Below are 19,157 nucleotides of genomic sequence, written 5' to 3'. Positions count from 1 at the left end.
ATCCATCAGCTTAAGAAAAATAAACGCCCTCAAAACGAAAAAATGAGCGGACTTCTCAAAGTAACTACCTGTAGAATTTGTGGAAAACTTTGAAATAACTTTTAAAGAACTATGGAATGCAGTTCCAGAAAAAATGTTTATCCACTCTAAGTACGGTGCATTAATATATAAATCCACTTTGATTTTCCAACATATAAATCGCTGCTATGCGGAATACAACATGCCCTCCTACTGGCCTGCTCCTTTTGTTTTAAACATCGCACGTGGCAGACCGCTTCTATGCATGGCCAGTTGCTCTCGCCCACCTAAAAAAGCGGGTTTATGTCGTGTTTTCAATTTGTATTTATATATTTCATGTTTATCTTTGGAATGTGCAATATTATTAATTCCCATTCAAATGATAGATTAGTTGCACAACGCCAGAGGAGAACGTTCTTGTATGAACCATTTTTAAATTCACCCTCTGTTTTATATCAATAAACAACGGTTTTCCTTCTCCCAAAATAACTGGGTGAACAGATAATCTAAATTCATCAACAAGCCCTAAATTGATAAAAGTTGTAATAAGACTCGCTCCGCCATAAAGCCAGATGTCTTTACCAGGCTTATTCTTTAATTTATTTACTTCTTCAAAAATATTATCATTTATGAATATTGCTTTATTATCAGTTCCTTTTTGTGTTCTGGAAAACACATATTTTTCTTTACTATGAACTAATTCCCAAATTTCTTTTTCAGTATCCTCAATTTCTGGAGTAAATTGTCCCCATAAATCGTAGCTTTTTCTTCCATATAAAATAGTATCAATTTGATTTAAGAAATGAATAAACCCCATCTCAGAGTCCATGATGCACCAATCAACTTCCCCATTTTTCCCTTCAATAAAACCATCTAAAGTAACTGCTAAATCTAAAATGATTCTTCTTGCTCTTACGTTATGGGACATAATTCTTCCTTCCTTTCATTATTTAGATATTGTTTCTCCCGCCAAGTTTTTTATATTTTCATTATTTACAGCATTTATTTCTGATTGAACTATCCCCACCTAAAATCCTAACAGATTTTTGAGGAAGGGGATTCCCAAAAGGAACAACTAAGACAAAATGCTTAGAAGATCATACCCATTCAACAAGGTATGGGTTTTCTACTTTCAAACTTAGACAAACCTTTTACTTCCAAGTCTGTAAGAGCTCCTGGAGGAAAAAGTTCGTTCACAGAACGAATCTTGTTATGGTTCGAAAGCTCCATCTGATAGAATGTGTGAACACGCAAATCAGACAGGATGCCAGACAACCACTTCCATTGCGCCGGGTGATGCAGACCTACCATCTTCTCCGGTAATAGGGAATACAAAATTGGTGGAAGTTTTTCTTTAAACCCCATTGCTCTTCTAGCAATGACATAAGAAGCTGTTTGGTGAATGCTGATACCAAGACGTTTCATATATTTAATTTTACCAATTTGAGAAGTGTACGCTGGATTCACATCAAATACCGCTACACCCATCTTCTCAGCACGACTTTTCATAGCTGAAATCATCTTTTTATAAGCAAACATGCTCATCATCATATTTGCTTTTTTGTTGCCATAAGGGTTCTTAACCTTTGCTTTTGTTGTGTTTAGTTTTTCTACAACGATCGGTTTATTTGCTTTTACAGCAATATCAACGAATGCAATGGCTTCTGCTTCCATCATTTTCGTAATTTGTTCTGATGTTTTCCCTAACATATCAAAGGATAATACACCCGTTTGTATGAGTTGTCCTTGTTTATTGATATTTGACCAAGCAAAGTGATCAAAATTGCAGTCTACTCCAATGACACCATCGGACTTGCTGAAGTTTTTATTTTGGTTCTCTTTAATATCTATGAAACATTTAAAAATGTAATACTCCCCGTGATCTTCAATTGCCCAACTGATTGGTTTTCCTGCCTTCTTTTTATCTTTGCAATTCCATTGGTTTTGAACAGCTGCATTCACTTGTTCTTGTCCATACGGAAATGTAAGGTTAGGAATTTCAACTGCAACACTGTTTGGGGTTGTAAAGTGTAAAGATTGTGATTCCGTATTATATGTAAAAACAAAGTTTCCTGATTTCGCGTCTTTTCGACCTGAAATCAACATTTGATTGTAACGAGCTTTTTCAAAATCCTGCACCCAAAGTGTATGATTTTGAACATAAGTATCTACAGTATGTTGTGCTTTGAATAATTTTTTACTCCCAAATACAACAGAAGCAACATTATTTTTTTAAACTATGAAGTAGTTTTTGTAGTCTATCTAGCCGAAATGCAAGGCTACCTAAACGAGAACGAAGTGTTTGAATACGCACATCTAAATATTCATGCTCAAATTGATAGGCATGATAGTAAATATCCGTTCGCTTTTTAAATTGTACAACAAAATATCGTCCCCTTTGTTGTTCTTTGGACGTTTTATTGAACGTTGGTTTCCCTTTAATAAACGATGTTTTTATTTTATTCAGCACTGTTAAATCTGACTTGGTTTTCTTCATCTTCTTTTTTACAGCTTTCATCTGTTCATTTTTATTTTCGATATACAATTTCTTCAATTCTGTCTGAGAAGAAATTAGTGCATTGGCTTCCTGTACAGCACTATTTGCAAAATAATCATTCCGACTAAAACGTGATTTCACAGTAATCTGCATACTATCAGAACGTCTGGAAGTACCAGAACGTTTTTCTAACACTTGCGTTTGAAAAGCGAAATGCTTTGCACGGTTAAATACGAACAGAGCATGCCCTATAGCTTCAACATATTTCGGATTCAGTGCATTCTTATAGATACGAATTGAAAAATATGCTTTTTTCACTGAACACACTCCTTTCTTGTTATGTATACACAAAGTATACCAAATAAGAACGTATGTTTCTATTCATATACTAAAAAAAAACAAAAAAAGCGATTCATCCCCCACCTACCGTTGCGCGCTTGAGGTAGGGATCTTCTCGCCAGATATGATAAAGTTACTGATGTTATTAAACTAAACTAACCTGCCCTTTAACGAAACAACAAATATTAGCTCAACAGCCCGACATGAAAATTATAGCTGTTAACCTTATCGATTCTGAATAAACAAAAATAGCTAGAATTGAGGTAGATAACTACTACAAGTTCTAGCTATTTTTTTGCTTTATTTACATCACTAATGTTAGCGGAATTTAATCACATTATTTTTCAACTTGCTTTATAAACGCAGATACGTTTCCTAAACAACAAGAACCTTGAGGGTTATTTACCTCGCATCCACAACGATTTGCTTGAATATGCATTGATATATCTTGTACCGCTTGGTTTTTTCCGGTTTGCTTTATTTCTTCACGAATACGTGCTCGTGTCCAATTAAAACAGTAACAAGCAGGCACATCTTCTTCTATATCTTTTTGAAAAACAGGAACCTTAAGATCGTTTTTGGTAAATACTTGCTGTTCTTCATTAAAGTACACTACATTACATTCTTGCTCTGAACAAAAATAGTATGTTTTATCTGACTCCAATCGAGTGAGCGCACTAGCATTCAGCATGCTTTTTAATGTAATCAACTTGATTTGTTTTCCTTTCGTTTTAGATAAAGGACAAACAACATCGCTAGTTACACTTTTCGAAGTACCGCAGCAGTCTCCCATTTTATATAGAACCTCCTTTCTTCAGCACTCAAAAATATTTCAGTTTTATTTAATTAAAAAACTTCAGCTATTAAACTTTAAACAAATTACACCATATCATTATTCATACGTAATTTTAAGGTTTTCTACTTTATACCCCTCTGCTAAAGCATGAAAATTAGAGTTTGATTTTTGAAGAGAAGCTTTTGCTAAAAATAATGTACCTGCCTTACCATTGACTTCTATTTTATCTACCAAGTTTCTACTTGTAAATAATGATCTTGAGACACGAAAGGAGTATATGTATACATTTTTCCGATTTCTTGATGAGCCGATATCGCTTCTTTTTGCACCAATCTGTTAATTAGCGTTCGAATTGTTTTTGGACTCCAATCCATTTCCCCTTCAAGATCCTTAATAATTTCATTTGCTGTTTGAGGCGCCTTTGACCAAAGAACTTTCATTATTTCCAACTCAACTTCAGATATTTTAGGCATGAAAACAAGTGCAATTTTCATCTTAAAATTGCACTTGTTTAACATAAATAAAGTTTTCTTAACGGCTAAAAAATAACAAATTATAATTAACTACGTTTTTGCTTCTTATTTGATGAAGGAACTTTAACGGAACCTGTTTCATGCGTAGTCGTTCCTTGTCCTTCGACTTGTGATGAACCAAGACCTGCTCTAGAAGGATCCTGTTTAATTTTTCGACCCACTTTGCTCACCTCCAACGTTACTTTTTGCTTAGATGCGTGAAACTATGCAGAACAAGGTAATAGACCCTCTTTCCTTTTCATAAACTGCTTTTTCATAGTTTCTAACAGGAAAGTAATAAACGTTGGTTGTATATATTAAAGTAAACTATTTCTTTATAATTTGAATTCAACTGAAACTGGAGGGATTTTCAATGAAACATCCTGGCTTACAAGCATATGATTATCACGTTTGGGCAAACAAAAGGCTACTTGAACACTTAATAACATCACCAGCAGACGTTTGGTCTACAGAAATACAAAGTGTATTCCCTTCTATTTCGCAAACGTTTATACATATATATATTGCTGATACAATCTGGCTAGGTACTTTATTAGGAAAACCTTTTACTGAAGTAAAAACATCAGCAATTCATCTTTCAGAAAAAATAAAAGATACAACTATTCAGGAAATGGAACAGCTATTTTTAACTTTATCTGAAGAATATCAAACATTTTTCATTCGTGAAGAAAATTTAGAGAGAGCCATTTCACCTGAACACCCTCACTTTGGACGATTAGACACGAATGTCTTTGAATTGATTCAACATGTTGTGAATCATGGAACATATCATCGCGGGAATATAACGGCAATGTTAAGACAGTTAGGTTATACAGGAACTTCGACTGATTATATTTTTTACTTGTATGCAATGAATGGGGCAAATAAATAATTTTTATAATGTATAAGAGGCTGTTGTAACAAAAATATTTAAACATTTATGAGGAAAAATATGAATTCTAAATACGGACAGCATGAAGAAGACAATTATTCATCAATAATGGATAATTGTCTTCTTGTTATATTAAAACTTTTTCAGTGCTCTCGTTACATATTAATATCCTAAAGAAGTTGTGTATTACCAGCAGTACAAACGAGTGATAAAAAAACAAATGCATGTAATCCCCGTTAAACTTTTCTAACAAGAACGCTCCATATCAAATTAAAAATATATTCACAGCTATTAGTCGTAAACTTAGCAAACCCTAGGGCAAGTAAGGGATTTCCCATTATCATTTGATGTAATGCTAAGCATATACGGTACAGCGACATGTGACCAAGCCTCAGCTGTTGGGGAACTCGATATATACTCTGGTGCACATGATTGTAGCATCGAAGTATGAATGCCTCCGCCTGGATCTAGTGCAACTACTGCCAGTTCTTTCGGTAATTCTAGTGCCATTGATTGGGTCAAACCCTCTATAGCAAACTTGGACGCACAATACGGTGCAAGTTCTGCCTCACCGGAACGTCCCCAACTTGAACTAATATTGATTATGATGCCTCGTTTATTATGAATCATAGCTGGTACAAATGACCGGATCACATTGACTACACCATTCACATTGAGATTCATAACATTTGCAAATTCTTCCGAAGAAATAGTCCAAAGCGGCGCATTTTCATTAACAATAGAGGCATTATTAATAAGTAAATCTGGTGCACCGTATCGCTGAAGAATATATTCTCCCCAAGCTCTAACAGCCTTATCGTCCGAAACATCAATGGATTGAAAAACATGTTTGTTGCCAAATTGTCTCTTGATTTGTTCTATCTTACTTTTGGAACGACCACATCCAACAATCAACCAATCTAGTTCAGAAAAACGGTCAATTAATGACCGACCTAATCCTTGTGTTACCCCAGTAATTACTACAAGTTTTTTGTTTTTCCCTCTAATCAATTGATCCCCTCCCACTTCCTGAAAATTTAGTCTTTTAAATCTATTTTACACTTTTTTAATAACAGATACTCGCTACATATTGACTAGATTTTTTTACAACTTTAGTAGTAGGTTACATACTTTCATAAACAGAATAATTCTTTTAAAACTCGACACCTTTAAGATAATCAAAAGAAGCTATCTAAAAATTCTTGTTTGGGAACATAATGGTTTCTGGTTGCACTATCGCAGATTGGACAAGGGAACGTTTTACTGGCCAACTAAACATCCAAGTGTACCACTTACCATATCAAAGCGACAATTGAGATGGCTTCTTGATGGATTTGCTTTTCACCAAAAACAAGGGCATCAAGCTGCACATGCGAGAACCATTTTATAAAAATCATATACGAAAAGGAATTTGGATGATTTTGTCGAATGTATTTATCTATGAAAACAACACTTTCTCACTCAAATCAACCTACAATTGAATCACTTCAAGCTCAAGTAGAAGAACTCACGGCAAAAGTGAGATGGTATGAAGAACAATTTAAGTCCCTATTATTATCTTCTATATTTGTTTGAAACGCTCCCCAATATCGATTTAAACAATAAAGAGGAAATTGATAAAGTCTTACCGTGGTCAATGGATTTACTATCTAGTTGCAAAGTACCGAAAAAAAGTGAAAAAAACAAAAAGTAACTCTAAAATCAACCTTTGTTGTATATTTTAGAGTTACTTGACGTTTACCTTGATAGCGATGTGGTAGTACCCCTAATAAATCTATGAAAAGAAAAGTAAAAAAATTATAATTATTACAGACAGTTTATAAACACATTTTCGTATATAAGGAGAAACTAAATGAGCTTAGATTTTGAAAGGCCTATAGTTGAGTTAAGAAAAAAGATCTCTGAATTACAGAAGTTTATGAAAGAAAATGACATGGATTTATCATCAGAAATTCATAAGTTACAAGAACGACTAAATAATATAGGGAATGAGATATATGATAGCATCACTCCGTGGCAACGTGTTCAAATAGCAAGGCTCCGCAATCGTCCTACAACATTAGATTACATTCCTTTGTTGTTTACGGACTTTTTCGAGCTTCATGGTGACCGATTATATGGAGACGATAAAGCAATGATAGGTGGAATTGGTAAGTTTAAAGGCTTGCCTGTTACAATTATTGGTCAACAAAGAGGAAGAAATACAAAAGAAAACATAGAAAGAAACTTTGGAATGTCACATCCAGAAGGCTATAGAAAAGCTTTAAGACTTATGAAGCAAGCTGAGAAATTCAAACGCCCCGTCCTTACGTTTATTGATACATCAGGAGCCTATCCAGGGAAAGAGTCTGAAGAACGTGGAATATCAGAAGCAATAGCACGGAATCTACTTGAAATGAGCGATCTTAAGGTTCCCATTGTCTCCGTTGTAATTGGTGAAGGAGCTAGTGGTGGCGCTCTCGGAATTAGTATTAGTAACCATATCCATATGTTAGAGAATACTTGGTACTCTGTTATTTCGCCAGAAGGAGCTGCATCTATACTATGGAAGGATGCTGGAAAAGCACCAAAGGCAGCTGAATCCTTAAAGATTACAGCAACAAATCTGAAAGAATTAGGGGTTATTGATAGTCTAATTCCTGAAGTTAGAGGTGGCGCACATAACGATATAGAAACACAAGCTAAATTGATTGAAACCACAATCGAATCTTCACTAAGAGAACTTTTATCATTATCACCCAACGAGCTTGTAAATCAGCGTTATAAGAAATTTAGAAGTATAGGGCAGTTTAATCATAAAAAAGGGATTCAGTACAGCTAATTTTGTAACTTCAGAGAACGCTAGTTATATTAACTTCATATGCATAGGATATACAATTACCTCCCTTATCACATAATAAGGTGAGGTGATTTCATGAAAAGAGCATTCTCTTTATTGATTAGGATAAATACTATTGCTTATTCTTCTTTTTCCATACAGGCACAAGCAAAGGAAATTAAATATCACAAAGATGCTAAGTTTGAATACTTCGATGTCGATTTAACTGGATATGAGCTTTATTCATTCGGGGACTTTAATCAATTGGGTTATAAAATAACACCACTTGTTCAATTATTTTTAGCTATAATCCAGACAGAACGTGAGTGGATTGATGAACCTCGCTTATATATTAGAGGGAAAAAAGGCTTTTTCCATCTTTGGAAAGAAGATGGTACGAATGTACTTTATACAGTCAAAGAAGATGCTGAGTATTGGAAAATAGTAGATGTTAAAAGAAAAAAGTTAACAGAATACCAGTGTCAAAAGAATTCTTGAAAGAAGTGTTGATTGAACGCCTATTAGAATCAATAAGTAAAGAAGTTGACAATTATTATAATGAGCCTAAACTTTGGTACCGTAGCTTCGAGAAAATATTACGAATAGAAAAAGATAAAACAAACTATGTTTTTATGTAACCGTTCAAGTTCAAACATTTGAGGTCGCACATAATCCACCTTCTGGAGAAGATACAATTCCTTTTCGTATCATAAGAAAATGACATAAAAGCAATTCATTACAAACATAGAGACATTCCTGAAAAAGAATTTAAGAAGTTGAAATTAAGATAACAGACATTGAAGTAATTTTCCCCTCACTTATTAATTGGGTCTCGCCAACATTATGCGGATTTTGTACGCTAAGATATTTTCGGGAAATTAAAACCCCGATTTTTCTACACTAAGCAGAAGAATCAGGGTTTCTATATAGCCTTATTGTTTAACAATTTTTTTATCTCCAAATAATGTTATATTAAACTAACACCCCCGATAGCTTATGCCGTTTTTTTGAAAACCCGATCAATTTCCAAAAGCATTTCCAGAAGAACCATCTGAAGATTGCGAAGTTCTTTGTCAGAGAGCATATAGGCTTTGTTTGTTTTCATGTGGCCTCCTGTTTTAAACGGTTAACCAAACCCATTTTTTCCCATTTCAACAACATGCTCAACGCCGCGGAAAAATAAGTTTATTTTCTGTTCCTGAAAGCAACCTTTGTATATTTTCCATATGCCTGAAAATAACCATAAACGCCATTAGACACGCAAATATATAAAAATATAAGGTATTCTCAAAAACAGGAATGAATGAAATAGCCGCAACAAGCATTGTAGCACATATTGTACCTAAAGAAACATAACGGGTTAAAGCTACTATTATCACAAAAAAGCCAAGGCATAAAAGGGCCATAACCCAGTCAATCATAAACAGCACAGCCACTGCTGTAAGTGCTCCCTTGCCCCCTTTAAACCCAAAATATATCGGCCAGTTATGCCCTATAACCGCTCCTGCGCCTGCCGCTAAAAGGCTTACGCAATCTTTAGCCTCTCCCGAATAAAAGTAAACGCTAAGGAACAATCCTATAAAACAGGCAATTATCCCTTTTAATATATCTCCCGCAAGAACAAACACCGCAGCAGAATTCCCAAGTACCCTCAGAGTATTGGTAAGCCCGGCGCTTTTGCTTCCATGGCTTCTTATGTCCTTGCCGTATATTTCCCCTACAATCACCGCTGTGTTAAGGCTGCCTAAAAGGTAGCCCAAAGCTAAGGCCGCAAAAATCTTTAAAATATCAATCATCACTCTTCTCCCTTGAAATTATTTTAATTTTCTTTTATTTCTCTATCAATACAGAATTTTAGAATTGTCTCCCTTTAGAAAATTTCCCAATAAACTTCTACCTTTTTTATTCATGTTTTAGAAGAAGTTGGTCTCCAGAATGAACTTGTTTTCTAATATGGCAGTTATCAATGCCCGTCAAGAAGGCTAACCTCCCATGATTTTTTTCATTTTTCAGTAAAGCAATTGCTCCAAACTGTGCAACTGCTTCTATAATAAGGACTCCTGGCATAACGGGATAGCTCGGAAAGTGTCCATTAAAAAACTCCTCGTTTGCTGTCACATTTTTGATTCCAACTGCACGTTTTCCTGCTTCTATTTCTAAGACACGATCTACAAGTAAAAATGGATATCGATGTAAAATGATATTTTTAATTTGTTGAATATCTAACATAGGGTATTTTCCTTTCTAAACGGTATGATTTTTACAAGTCCCATTTTAAAATAAGTCCTAAATGTGTAAGTCCACCTCCAAATCCATATAATAGAATCGTATCCTGGTTGTGTAGTTTTCCTTCTTCTATAGCCAAATTTAAAGCTAACGGAATAGAAACAGAAGAGGTATTTCCCATGAGTTCTACACTAGTGAGTGTTTTATCTAATGGGAATCCTGATTTATCGCATATTGATTCAATCATTCTCAGATTAGCACTGTGTGGTACAAACCAATTTATATCATCGATATGTAGATTAGCTGCGTGTAATAAGTTTTTAATGCCTAGCGGTACAGTACGAACAGCCCATTTATAAACTTCTCTACCGTTTTGTACGATTTTTCCATTTCCTTGCAAAGATTTTTCATGCATGGTAGTAGAAAGATTTGTTCTATATAAATGGATACCACCCTCTCCGTCTGTTCCCATGTGAGAAGCTATAAAGCTTGGTCTTTTTTCATCTTTTTCTAATAAAACCGCTCCAGCTCCATCACCAAATAGGATACAAGTTGTTCGGTCAGTGTAGTCTGTTACTTTTGATAACGCTTCTGTGGCTACGACTAAGATTTTACGATGAGATTCAGAAGTGATTAAACTGTTAGCTACATGTAAGCCATAAGTAAAACCAGCACAGGTAGCACTTAAATCAAAAGCAAGGGTATGAGGAATTTGAAAATGACTTTGTATTTGACATGCTACACTTGGAAACACATAGTCTGGAGTAGTTGTGGCTACGATAATACAATCAACATCCTCCAAATTTTTCTTATATGTATCAGCTAAATTTTCAATAGCCTTGAAAGCTAAATTTGATGCATATTCTTGTTCGTTTGCAATTCTTCTTTCCTTCATTCCTGTTCTCTGTACAATCCATTCATCACTAGTGTCAATCATTTTTTCTAAATCGTCATTTGATAATTTTTGATTTGGTACATAAGTACCAATTGCTGTAATACGAGCTGTGGGTTTCATTTGAACATCCCCTGTCTATCTAGCTTTATTTTTATAACCTAACATTAGTACTAGGTTACAATTTTGTCAATAGTCTGTTATTTTTCGCGGTGTCTTTAAGTTATTTGCGAAATGTAATTATGTAGATTAATTAGAATAATTGCATTTGGTATAGGGTTTGTTTTCTTATTTGCAAACACTACACATCTCAAATGCAATGCAAAAGCTAGGAGTTAAGGGACGCTCTCGTTCTTCAGCAAATAAATGAAACTCACCTTGAATCGATAGAATCATACAAAACGCCATCCTTTCTGTATATTTCTACAAAAAGAATAGCGTTTTTTTGATTATATGGATACAAATTTATCTTAGCTTGATAGCGATGGGGTTCTGCCAACAAAATGCGAATTTCGTATGCTAAGCAAAATTCGACAATAAAAGGCGTACCCATTGAGCGCGCCTTTTATTTTTCCAAGCTGTTAAAATGGAAAATAAGTTAAGAACTTAAATATAACAAATACGATAATACCGTTTCTTAATTGCTCAATACCTAAGTTGTACATTTCAAAAGAACGAGATTTTGTCCTAACTTGTAATAAAAAAGCTCAGTTTTTCGTTTTGTTTTTAATACAATATTTAATCTTTACTACAAAAAAAGAGATAAAGATGTAAATTACTTTCACTTTTAATTAAGAACACCCACAAAGAAAATACATTTCCCTGTGGGTGTTCTTATGTTGTACTTTTTTCTTGAGATCAGCTTTTTTTCATGTGTTTCAAGAAAGTTTTCAGGCTCAGTTTTTCGTTGAATGTGCATACAAATAATTTATTTCAATCCATATCCTACCTTAGCGATTATTCATGTTGGAAAAGATAAATTAGATTGCTATAAATTCTTTAAATTTGTTGTAAAACATCGTGTATTTGTTGAACGCTGATGAATAAAGTAACCTAAATGCGAACGTAACTTTCTACTTTGTAATTGTCACATTCCGTTTTTTTGCTTTAAGCTATTAATAATTAGGCTGAATATATCCTAATTTTATTCCTTTCGTTACAGCTTCTAATGAAGATGAAACATCCAACTTATCAAATATATGTTGAATATGGTTTGAAATGGTACGTTCACTTGCATATAAGATAGAAGCAATTTCTTTACGCTTACATCCATCACATAGTAATTGTAAAATTTGTTTTTCACTATCAGTTAATTCCTCAACATGGTCCGTAGACAGTGGAAAATAACAAGTACCTTTATTAATATCAATTAAAACCTGTAATAACTTATCTGGCATAATATTTTTATTAATAAAACCACTTACACCGATTTTTTGAGCTTCATACCGATAAACAGGTAGATCGTAGCCTGTTAATATAACTATTTTTGTGTCACATTTGCTTTCTAAAATATGTTTTGCTACACCTAAACCATCTTCATTACTGATGTTACTTAAATTAATATCGATTAATGTGATATTTGGCTTACACTCATTAATGAATGCAATAACCTGTTCAATATTTTGTAATGAGTAAAAATGATCTATTTCAGGGTAATCTTCCAAGGCTATCTCCAAACTTTTTGCAAATAAAGCGTGGTCATCTACTAATAAAATATTCATAGGAATCATCTCCTTTCATAGGGATAAGAATAACAACGCATAAGCCAGAAGGATTACATTCCGAAATTGTCATTTTACCGTTTACTAAAAACAGTTGTTCCTTAATAGAATTCAATCCTCTATGATCATTAGGAACAGACTTCTCATTAATCACTAAGCCTATACCATTATCTTTTACTATAAGTTCTATTTCGTCATTTTCTTGTTTCAAACTCACAAATAACTTTGAACATTTAGAATGTTTGAATGCATTTGTTACCAATTCTTTTAAAATTCTATATGTAACAAGCTGATAGGGTTCAACTAAAAATAAATTTTCACTACAATGAAAAGATATATCAATATTTTCCATTCCATATTTTTGATGTATCATTTTAAGCAAATTACTATAATTTTCTTTTAATGTAAGTGTTTTTAATAGTGTTGGATAGTACTCTTCCATTTGTACTCGTATAGACAAATTTAAGTGATCCAACGTTTTTACTATGATTTCATGAATCTCCTCTTTGTTAGATTTATTCATCATATTTTTTACAGCTAATATATCTTGCAAAATTTCATCATGCAAATAATTAGAAAAATCACGTTTCAACTTTTCCTCTTTCGCTATCTGTACAAGATTATGAGCATAAAAGCTTTCTGACATGATTTTTGGTTCTTCTGTTTCTGAATTTAAGATACTTTTTTTTATGTCTTTATATAATAGCGTGAAATGGAACAGAACAAACGAAAAAATCGTATGTATAATGATGAAATAGGCAATCATATTCAACCTAAACAATAGTCCAAATGAAATTATACAAACAAGAAGAAAGAAAAGGATCAGTCCCCTTTTACCTCCCTTTAAAAGAAAATATCGCTTCATAAATATATGGTTTTTAAAAGCAATCGCATGAATACTAAATAAAGGGAAAAGGATCATGATATACCACCCTAGATTACTTAAATATTCAGGGTTGTCTGCAAAAAATATGGCGTATCCAATAAAGAAAAAAATGAGAACAGCAAAAGATTTCAGTAAATGATTTTTTTCGCTTTTTAAGATAAATATGATTCGTCCTCGATGTTTCAAAAGTAAGAAAAAAATACAAATAAAACTTAAAACAAATTGAGATGAAAATAGAATGGCGAACATTTTATCGTTTATCAATTTCGCAACCAATGTCAATAAACATGTAATCTGTAAAATCCAGTCTTTTTCTTTTTTATACATATAAGTAGAATCTTGAAAAAAGAAATAGAGAAAAAATTGTGCTGTCTGATATAGAATCACTACGCTAAATAGTGTACTTAACGTATAAAAAATTTGTGTTTCACTAAGTGTGAATAAAAACTGCCATGAAGTAAGGATTAGCAAATTAGAAAACTTCCATAGGGTACTATTTTCTTTCATGTTTACAAATCCAATATAAGCCCCGTAAATAACCAAAATCGTTATAAGTGTCAATGGAAGCAACTTTGCTGTTCCTACAATATTATTTTGCAAAAATTCATAGCATAAAAAAATAATCATACACAGTTGGTTAATTAAGATGAGAAGTTGCTTTTGCTCATAATACTTTTTCATAAACTCACTTACCTTTACTAGCTTAGATGCATATAAAGCTAATGCTAGTTTACTATCATTAGCCTTATATAGGAATTTTTACTTTTTATTGTCAAATATAATTTTATAACATGCTCGCTTTGTTAACAAATAATAAATTATATATACCAAAGTGAAAATAATTACTGCAAAAAGAATAGGCAGTATAAAGGCACTGTTTTTTCCTAATAAGTCGTCCATTAAAGCTGCTTTGTAAGCGATCAGTGCAAAAATACTATGCGCTAATCCTAATACGTATGGGATGCTAAACAATGTAAGAACTTCTTTACTTATTATTCGCTTTATCTTTTTCTTGTTATATCCCATTCTTTTTAAAATGATAAATTCATTTTTGTTTGACATCATGCTCGAAAGATTATGGAAATAGAGAATACTCCCCGTTGCAATAAAGAAGATGATTGTAACAAAACTAATGAGCAAGAATGTTGAACTATTTTGCTGAATAATGTAATCATTTCTTTGATAACTACTTGTAAAATAAATATTATTTTTAAATAATGGGGCTACATTTTCATAAACTTTCTTATTATCCCTCATATCTTCTCCATTAAGGCTCATCATTGTTGTTTCTTTATGCCCTAATATTTTTATCTCTTTATATAGTTGATCTGAAATGACAAGGGTTCCTACACTATTTGCAAATCCGATTGAATTAAGTAAAGTAGTGTCTTTTACTTTCATATCCACGTTATTTGCATTTGTTAAGTTCAAAGTATATATTTTTCCTTTATCTAGCTTTTCTTTGTCAGGTCGATATTTTACTAAGATACTTTCATTTTTAGCTAAATTCTCAAAGTCTACATTTTTCCCCTGAATATGTATTAATTCTTTGTAATCCGACTCAGAAATAAGATCAAATCCATGTTCTTTCTTTTCACTATATTCTTTAGGTAAATTGTCAGAAGAGGATGTAACATGAATCATAGTTGTTTCTTTAAATTTCATATTTTCTTTACCAACAGTATCTTGTACAATTTTAATTGCTTTAGCGGCCAATTGTTTATCTTCCACTGGAAACTCGATAGCTGACGGTATGATTCGTTCTGTAGCAGCAACAGGATAGTAGAGAGTTAGTAAAGTAGAGCCGAATATAGCCAAAGTTCCTGCAACTAATAAAGTTAACAAAATTAAAGTTTTTGCCTTCGAACGGATTTTAAATATAAAATTTGGAATAACAATAATATTCGCTTCCTTATAAAACCAGCTTTTCTTTTTCTTCAATTTTTGAATAGCATATGGTAAAAAAGAGTGAATAAAGAAAATGGTCCCTAGTATTACACTTAACATTGTTAAAAGTGCAATTGGTGAAAATCCTATTGTTTTCCAGAATGATTTCGTCCCTCTTGTAATATCAATAGCAAAGAAGTAACCAATTAGTATCAAGAATAATCCCAGGAATGAGAAAGCTGTGTTGATTCTCATCTGCTTTTCTTCCTTTTTTTCCATACGTACCAAAGCCAGTAAGGAACTTTTCCGAAGAATGATCCAGTTCGATAAAAATAAAGCAGTCAAAACGACAAATATAAAAACAAACGTGAATAGTACTGCCCCAGAATGAATAAGTGGCACTTCAGAAGTATCTATTTGTAATTTTAGTGCTCTGACTATCACTTCGACAATCCCTTTATGAGCAATCGCACCAAAAGCGATTCCTACAATTAGAGCAGCAAAACAAATTATAATATTTTCAAAAGTTAATAATTTTAGCATTGTTGATTTTCGATATCCCAAGAGCGAATAAATACCAAGTTCTTTCATTCTTTTTTTCATAAAAAAAGTATTGGAGTATGACATATAGAATAGTACAAATGTCATAACAAAGATTCCCACCGTTCTTGACATGATTTCAACCCTACCATCAGACGAAATCTTTTCCATGATTATATCGTTCATGGAAAAAGAAATAAAGGTGAAAAACACCATCAGCACAAAAGCTACTGAAACGAAATAGAACGAATAGAAGGAAAAATTATTCTTCAGATTCTTTTTTGCTATTGTTAATAATCCCACAGTCATGCCTTCCTTTCATACTCTTAGTTATATCGATTTTCATCAATTCTAGTGATTTCCTTTACTATCTCTTCAAAAAAATCTTTTCTCTCCTTTCCATTTCTTCTCAATTCCTTTATGATATTTCCATCTTTAAATATTAGTATTCTACTTGAAAAGCTTGCTGCATAAGCATCATGGGTTACCATTAAAATCGTTGTATGAAGTTCCTCATTTACCTCTCTTAATTTCTGAAGTAGCTCCGTTGCAGAGTTTGAATCTAATGCGCCTGTCGGTTCATCTGCAAATAAAATACTTGGCTGTTTTGCAATCGCTCTTGCTGCTGCAACCCTCTGTTTTTGTCCCCCTGAAAGTTGACTGGGGTACTTAGATAATTGTTCAAATATTCCAAACCGCTTTGCTAAACTATTTATAGATGATTCAATCTCTTCTGGGGATTTATGTAATAAAGTAAGTGGTACAGCAATATTTTCCTTTACTGTTAAACTATCGAGTAAGAAATACTCTTGAAAAATAAAGCCTAAATGATCTTTCCGAAAATCTGCAGATTGATTATCATTAAGTTTTTTAATATCGATGCCCTTTATCAAAACATCTCCATCTGTAGGCGTATCGATAGTTGATAGGATATTTAATAAAGTTGTCTTTCCAGATCCAGAGGCTCCCATAATACCAACAAATTCACCTGACTCAATATCAAAAGATACCTTATTAAGTCCAGGTAATTGATTCTTGTTATAAATCTTTGTCACATTTTTTGCAGATAATAGTGCATTCATTATATTTGCTCCTTTCAATTTTTATTTACATGTTAAGTTTATTCTTCAATATCCCAAAAAACATGAGTAAAAAGCGCAATCTTCTATTCATACACCTGTATTTTGCATAGCAAACTTGTCTAGTTTTTCAAAAACAGTTCCATAAAAGATTGTAAAAAGGAATACAGTATTCAACAAATTACAGAAGCAAAGCAGTTGAATTGTTACTCATAAAGTGAAACTTTAATCAGTGGGGGATTTCTTCATCCCCCACTGATTATTAGCCCTCACCAATCGGGCTTTTACGGGCAGTTTATCTCCCGCCTAACTTCTTAAGAAAAGCAGAAGCGGCTCGTTTAGAATCGCAGGACGTTGGAGCCCCTGACAGAGAGACGCTTTTTGCCTCGTCCGGGGGGGGCGAAACGGCCGGAGATTCTAGCCGCTAGAGCTGGACAATGCTTCCGCTGAATTTTGAGGTGCCCCCAAATAGCGGGATAAAAAAGGGGTCGTCCACAAGCCAGTTACACTGACTTGTGAGACAACCCCTTCTCACCTCAAACATATTTAAATCAAAGACTTCGTTTCCTGCAATACTTCAATAAAATATTCCCAGTTATTCACAACGGAAGGAATACTTACATGCTCATCTGGTGTATGAACATGAAACATATCTGGTCCAAGTGAAATCGCATCTAGCCCTGGAATTTTCTCCATAAATACACCGCACTCAATTCCGGCATGAACGGCAAAAACCTCTGCATCTGTGCCATACTTTTCTTTATGCACTTTTTCAAATAAACTGCGAATTGAAGAATTTGGATTGTATGGCCATTCTGGATACTCAGATTCTTTTTCGAACTGTGCTCCCACTACTTCTGCGATATGCTTAATTTCATTTACAATATGTTGTTTTAAGCTTTTCACAGAACTTCTTACTTCATTTCTTAATTTAATTTCATTATGTAACATTTCAACAACACCTAAGTTTGTAGAACTTTCTACTAGCCCTTTTATTTCCATGCTCATGCTTTGAATACCGTTAGGGATTAAGAATAATGAAGAAATAAGTTGTTTTTGCGTTTCCTTTGCAAATACATTTTCAATTGTTTCTTCTAATTTCGTAAGAGAAACATACACATCTGGGTCCACAGCGCGTAGTTCTTCTTGTAAAATGCTTGTCCACTCTTTCACTTTCTCTTCTACTTTTTGCTCATCACTTTCAGAAAATAAAATCGTTGCTGCACTTTCACGCGGGATTGCATTTGTTTTTAATCCACCATGAACACCGCTCATAGAAAACGGAATTTCATTGGATAAATCATAAAGGACTCTGCCTAAAATTTTATTGGCATTTCCTCTTTCTTTATCAATTTCCATGCCAGAATGTCCACCTTTTAATCCACCTACAAAGAGACGATACGGGAATACGTTAGCTGGCGTTTCTTCCCAAACAATAGATATTATTTCAACTGCTTTTGCACCGCCCGCACTACTTACTAACAATTTATGGTCTTCTTCTGAATCAATGTTAATAAAGATTTTACCGCTAAAATGGCTAGGGTCAACTGCAAAAGCGCCGCCCATCGTTGTTTCTTCTTCTGTCGTAATCACGACTTCAAGAGCAGGATGTGGAATATCGGTTGCGTCTAATAAGGATAATGCATATGCAACTGCAATCCCATTATCCGCACCTAACGTTGTATGATTCGCATACAGCATATCCTCAACAATTCGCAATTGAATTGGATCTTTTTCAAAATCATGAACAGTTGATTGATTTTTCTCACATACCATATCCATATGCCCTTGAATAATAATCGTTGGCACATTCTCATATCCAGCCGTTGCTGGCTTCTTTATAATGACATTTAATGCATGGTCTTGTACAACTTCTAAATTTCTCTCTTGTGCAAATTTTACTAAGTAATCACTAATTTCTTTCTCATTTCCCGATCCTCTTGGAATCTTTGAAATTTCTGCAAAATGATAAAATACAGGATGCTTAATTAATTCCTCTAAATTGTTATACATCTGCTTCTCCTCTTTTCAGTTATGATAAAATAACAACTTTA

The 19,157-nt window shown here is 33.5% G+C and carries 17 protein-coding genes and 4 pseudogenes; 6 read left to right on the top strand and 15 right to left on the bottom strand.

Annotation, left to right across the window (positions count from 1 at the left end; genetic code table 11):
- Nucleotides 1-382: 382 nt before the first annotated feature.
- From MR076_RS05000 to MR076_RS04975, 6 genes and pseudogenes are all read right to left on the bottom strand, one after another.
- Entirely contained in the window at nucleotides 383-946 is a 564-nt protein-coding gene (locus MR076_RS05000) for a dihydrofolate reductase family protein (RefSeq protein ID WP_242218274.1), read from the bottom strand.
- Nucleotides 947-1,125: 179 nt separating this feature from the next.
- The gene (locus MR076_RS26510; protein ID WP_242218271.1) at nucleotides 1,126-2,157 is read right to left on the bottom strand and encodes an IS200/IS605 family accessory protein TnpB-related protein; all 1,032 of its coding nucleotides are present in this window, start codon (nucleotides 2,155-2,157) and stop codon (nucleotides 1,126-1,128) included.
- Nucleotides 2,158-2,242: 85 nt separating this feature from the next.
- Nucleotides 2,243-2,833 carry a hypothetical protein gene (locus tag MR076_RS04990; RefSeq protein WP_242218269.1) on the bottom strand — a complete coding sequence of 197 codons (591 nt, stop codon included), beginning with the start codon at nucleotides 2,831-2,833 and terminating at the stop codon, nucleotides 2,243-2,245.
- Between the two features lie 358 nt (nucleotides 2,834-3,191).
- Nucleotides 3,192-3,647, bottom strand: coding sequence for a putative iron-sulfur cluster-binding metallochaperone (locus tag MR076_RS04985; RefSeq protein WP_242218267.1), 456 nt, complete (start codon nucleotides 3,645-3,647; stop codon nucleotides 3,192-3,194).
- 236 nt (nucleotides 3,648-3,883) lie between these two features.
- A pseudogene (locus MR076_RS04980) lies at nucleotides 3,884-4,123 on the bottom strand (BlaI/MecI/CopY family transcriptional regulator); the annotation flags it as partial.
- An 86-nt stretch (nucleotides 4,124-4,209) separates the two neighbouring features.
- Nucleotides 4,210-4,344, bottom strand: coding sequence for a YuzL family protein (locus tag MR076_RS04975; RefSeq protein ID WP_242218265.1), 135 nt, complete (start codon nucleotides 4,342-4,344; stop codon nucleotides 4,210-4,212).
- A 191-nt stretch (nucleotides 4,345-4,535) separates the two neighbouring features.
- On the opposite strand from MR076_RS04975, the gene MR076_RS04970 reads away from it, so the two are divergent.
- Nucleotides 4,536-5,054, top strand: coding sequence for a DinB family protein (locus MR076_RS04970; RefSeq protein ID WP_242218264.1), 519 nt, complete (start codon nucleotides 4,536-4,538; stop codon nucleotides 5,052-5,054).
- A 303-nt stretch (nucleotides 5,055-5,357) separates the two neighbouring features.
- On the opposite strand, the gene MR076_RS04965 is transcribed toward MR076_RS04970, so the two are convergent.
- On the bottom strand, nucleotides 5,358-6,065 hold the full coding sequence (locus MR076_RS04965) for an SDR family oxidoreductase (protein ID WP_242218262.1): 708 nt from the start codon (nucleotides 6,063-6,065) through the stop codon (nucleotides 5,358-5,360).
- 79 nt (nucleotides 6,066-6,144) lie between these two features.
- On the opposite strand from MR076_RS04965, the gene tnpB reads away from it, so the two are divergent.
- From tnpB to MR076_RS04950, 5 genes and pseudogenes are all read left to right on the top strand, one after another.
- Complete coding sequence (gene tnpB / locus MR076_RS26730) at nucleotides 6,145-6,444, top strand: IS66 family insertion sequence element accessory protein TnpB (RefSeq protein ID WP_396021654.1); 300 nt, start codon at nucleotides 6,145-6,147, stop codon at nucleotides 6,442-6,444.
- Between the two features lie 38 nt (nucleotides 6,445-6,482).
- Entirely contained in the window at nucleotides 6,483-6,629 is a 147-nt protein-coding gene (locus tag MR076_RS04960) for a hypothetical protein (RefSeq protein ID WP_242218261.1), read from the top strand.
- Nucleotides 6,586-6,747, top strand: a pseudogene (locus MR076_RS26975) (IS66 family transposase); the annotation flags it as partial. The gene MR076_RS04960 and the pseudogene MR076_RS26975, both read left to right, overlap by 44 nt.
- 159 nt (nucleotides 6,748-6,906) lie before the next feature.
- Nucleotides 6,907-7,875 (top strand): acetyl-CoA carboxylase carboxyltransferase subunit alpha, encoded by a 969-nt coding sequence (locus tag MR076_RS04955; protein WP_242218260.1) that lies wholly within the window; start codon nucleotides 6,907-6,909, stop codon nucleotides 7,873-7,875.
- A gap of 93 nt (nucleotides 7,876-7,968) precedes the next feature.
- Nucleotides 7,969-8,663 (top strand): annotated as a pseudogene (locus tag MR076_RS04950) (DUF3888 domain-containing protein).
- Nucleotides 8,664-9,035: 372 nt separating this feature from the next.
- Here MR076_RS04950 and plsY read toward each other — a convergent pair.
- The 8 genes and pseudogenes from plsY to MR076_RS04910 all read right to left on the bottom strand — a co-directional run bounded on the left by plsY (nucleotide 9,036) and on the right by MR076_RS04910 (nucleotide 19,116).
- On the bottom strand, nucleotides 9,036-9,668 hold the full coding sequence (gene plsY, locus MR076_RS04945; RefSeq protein WP_242218259.1) for a glycerol-3-phosphate 1-O-acyltransferase PlsY: 633 nt from the start codon (nucleotides 9,666-9,668) through the stop codon (nucleotides 9,036-9,038).
- A 109-nt stretch (nucleotides 9,669-9,777) separates the two neighbouring features.
- Nucleotides 9,778-10,101 (bottom strand): annotated as a pseudogene (gene fabZ / locus MR076_RS04940) (3-hydroxyacyl-ACP dehydratase FabZ); the annotation flags it as partial.
- 31 nt (nucleotides 10,102-10,132) lie between these two features.
- Nucleotides 10,133-11,113 carry a ketoacyl-ACP synthase III gene (locus tag MR076_RS04935; RefSeq protein ID WP_242218257.1) on the bottom strand — a complete coding sequence of 327 codons (981 nt, stop codon included), beginning with the start codon at nucleotides 11,111-11,113 and terminating at the stop codon, nucleotides 10,133-10,135.
- Nucleotides 11,114-12,105: 992 nt separating this feature from the next.
- Complete coding sequence (locus MR076_RS04930; protein ID WP_242218254.1) at nucleotides 12,106-12,720, bottom strand: response regulator transcription factor; 615 nt, start codon at nucleotides 12,718-12,720, stop codon at nucleotides 12,106-12,108.
- On the bottom strand, nucleotides 12,689-14,278 hold the full coding sequence (locus tag MR076_RS04925; protein WP_242218252.1) for an ATP-binding protein: 1,590 nt from the start codon (nucleotides 14,276-14,278) through the stop codon (nucleotides 12,689-12,691). Before MR076_RS04925 ends, MR076_RS04930 begins: the two co-directional genes overlap by 32 nt.
- Nucleotides 14,279-14,356: 78 nt before the next feature.
- On the bottom strand, nucleotides 14,357-16,327 hold the full coding sequence (locus MR076_RS04920; protein ID WP_242218248.1) for an ABC transporter permease: 1,971 nt from the start codon (nucleotides 16,325-16,327) through the stop codon (nucleotides 14,357-14,359).
- Between the two features lie 23 nt (nucleotides 16,328-16,350).
- A complete protein-coding gene (locus MR076_RS04915; protein ID WP_242218246.1) occupies nucleotides 16,351-17,106 on the bottom strand; it encodes an ABC transporter ATP-binding protein in 756 nt (251 codons plus the stop codon).
- A 543-nt stretch (nucleotides 17,107-17,649) separates the two neighbouring features.
- Nucleotides 17,650-19,116, bottom strand: a complete 1,467-nt coding sequence (locus MR076_RS04910) for an aminoacyl-histidine dipeptidase (protein WP_242218244.1) — start codon at nucleotides 19,114-19,116, stop codon at nucleotides 17,650-17,652.
- Nucleotides 19,117-19,157 lie beyond the last annotated feature (41 nt).

The organism is Bacillus cereus group sp. BfR-BA-01380 (assembly GCF_022663535.1).
In the GTDB taxonomy this organism is placed as follows: Bacteria; Bacillota; Bacilli; order Bacillales; family Bacillaceae_G; genus Bacillus_A; species Bacillus_A cereus_BB.
The sequence above is the reverse complement of the archived record's forward strand: the minus strand, read 5'-3'. Positions and strand labels throughout refer to the sequence as shown.

Excerpts from the sequence above, each read along its gene's own strand:
- MR076_RS05000 (WP_242218274.1), bottom strand. The coding sequence starts at position 946 with ATGTCCCATAACGTAAGAGCAAGAAGAATCATTTTAGATTTAGCAGTT.
- MR076_RS04985 (WP_242218267.1), bottom strand. The coding sequence starts at position 3,647 with ATGGGAGACTGCTGCGGTACTTCGAAAAGTGTAACTAGCGATGTTGTT.
- MR076_RS04970 (WP_242218264.1), top strand. The coding sequence starts at position 4,536 with ATGAAACATCCTGGCTTACAAGCATATGATTATCACGTTTGGGCAAAC.
- MR076_RS04960 (WP_242218261.1), top strand. The coding sequence starts at position 6,483 with ATGTATTTATCTATGAAAACAACACTTTCTCACTCAAATCAACCTACA.
- MR076_RS04955 (WP_242218260.1), top strand. The coding sequence starts at position 6,907 with ATGAGCTTAGATTTTGAAAGGCCTATAGTTGAGTTAAGAAAAAAGATC.
- plsY (WP_242218259.1), bottom strand. The coding sequence starts at position 9,668 with ATGATTGATATTTTAAAGATTTTTGCGGCCTTAGCTTTGGGCTACCTT.
- MR076_RS04935 (WP_242218257.1), bottom strand. The coding sequence starts at position 11,113 with ATGAAACCCACAGCTCGTATTACAGCAATTGGTACTTATGTACCAAAT.
- MR076_RS04930 (WP_242218254.1), bottom strand. The coding sequence starts at position 12,720 with ATGATTCCTATGAATATTTTATTAGTAGATGACCACGCTTTATTTGCA.
- MR076_RS04925 (WP_242218252.1), bottom strand. The coding sequence starts at position 14,278 with ATGAAAAAGTATTATGAGCAAAAGCAACTTCTCATCTTAATTAACCAA.
- MR076_RS04915 (WP_242218246.1), bottom strand. The coding sequence starts at position 17,106 with ATGAATGCACTATTATCTGCAAAAAATGTGACAAAGATTTATAACAAG.
- MR076_RS04910 (WP_242218244.1), bottom strand. The coding sequence starts at position 19,116 with ATGTATAACAATTTAGAGGAATTAATTAAGCATCCTGTATTTTATCAT.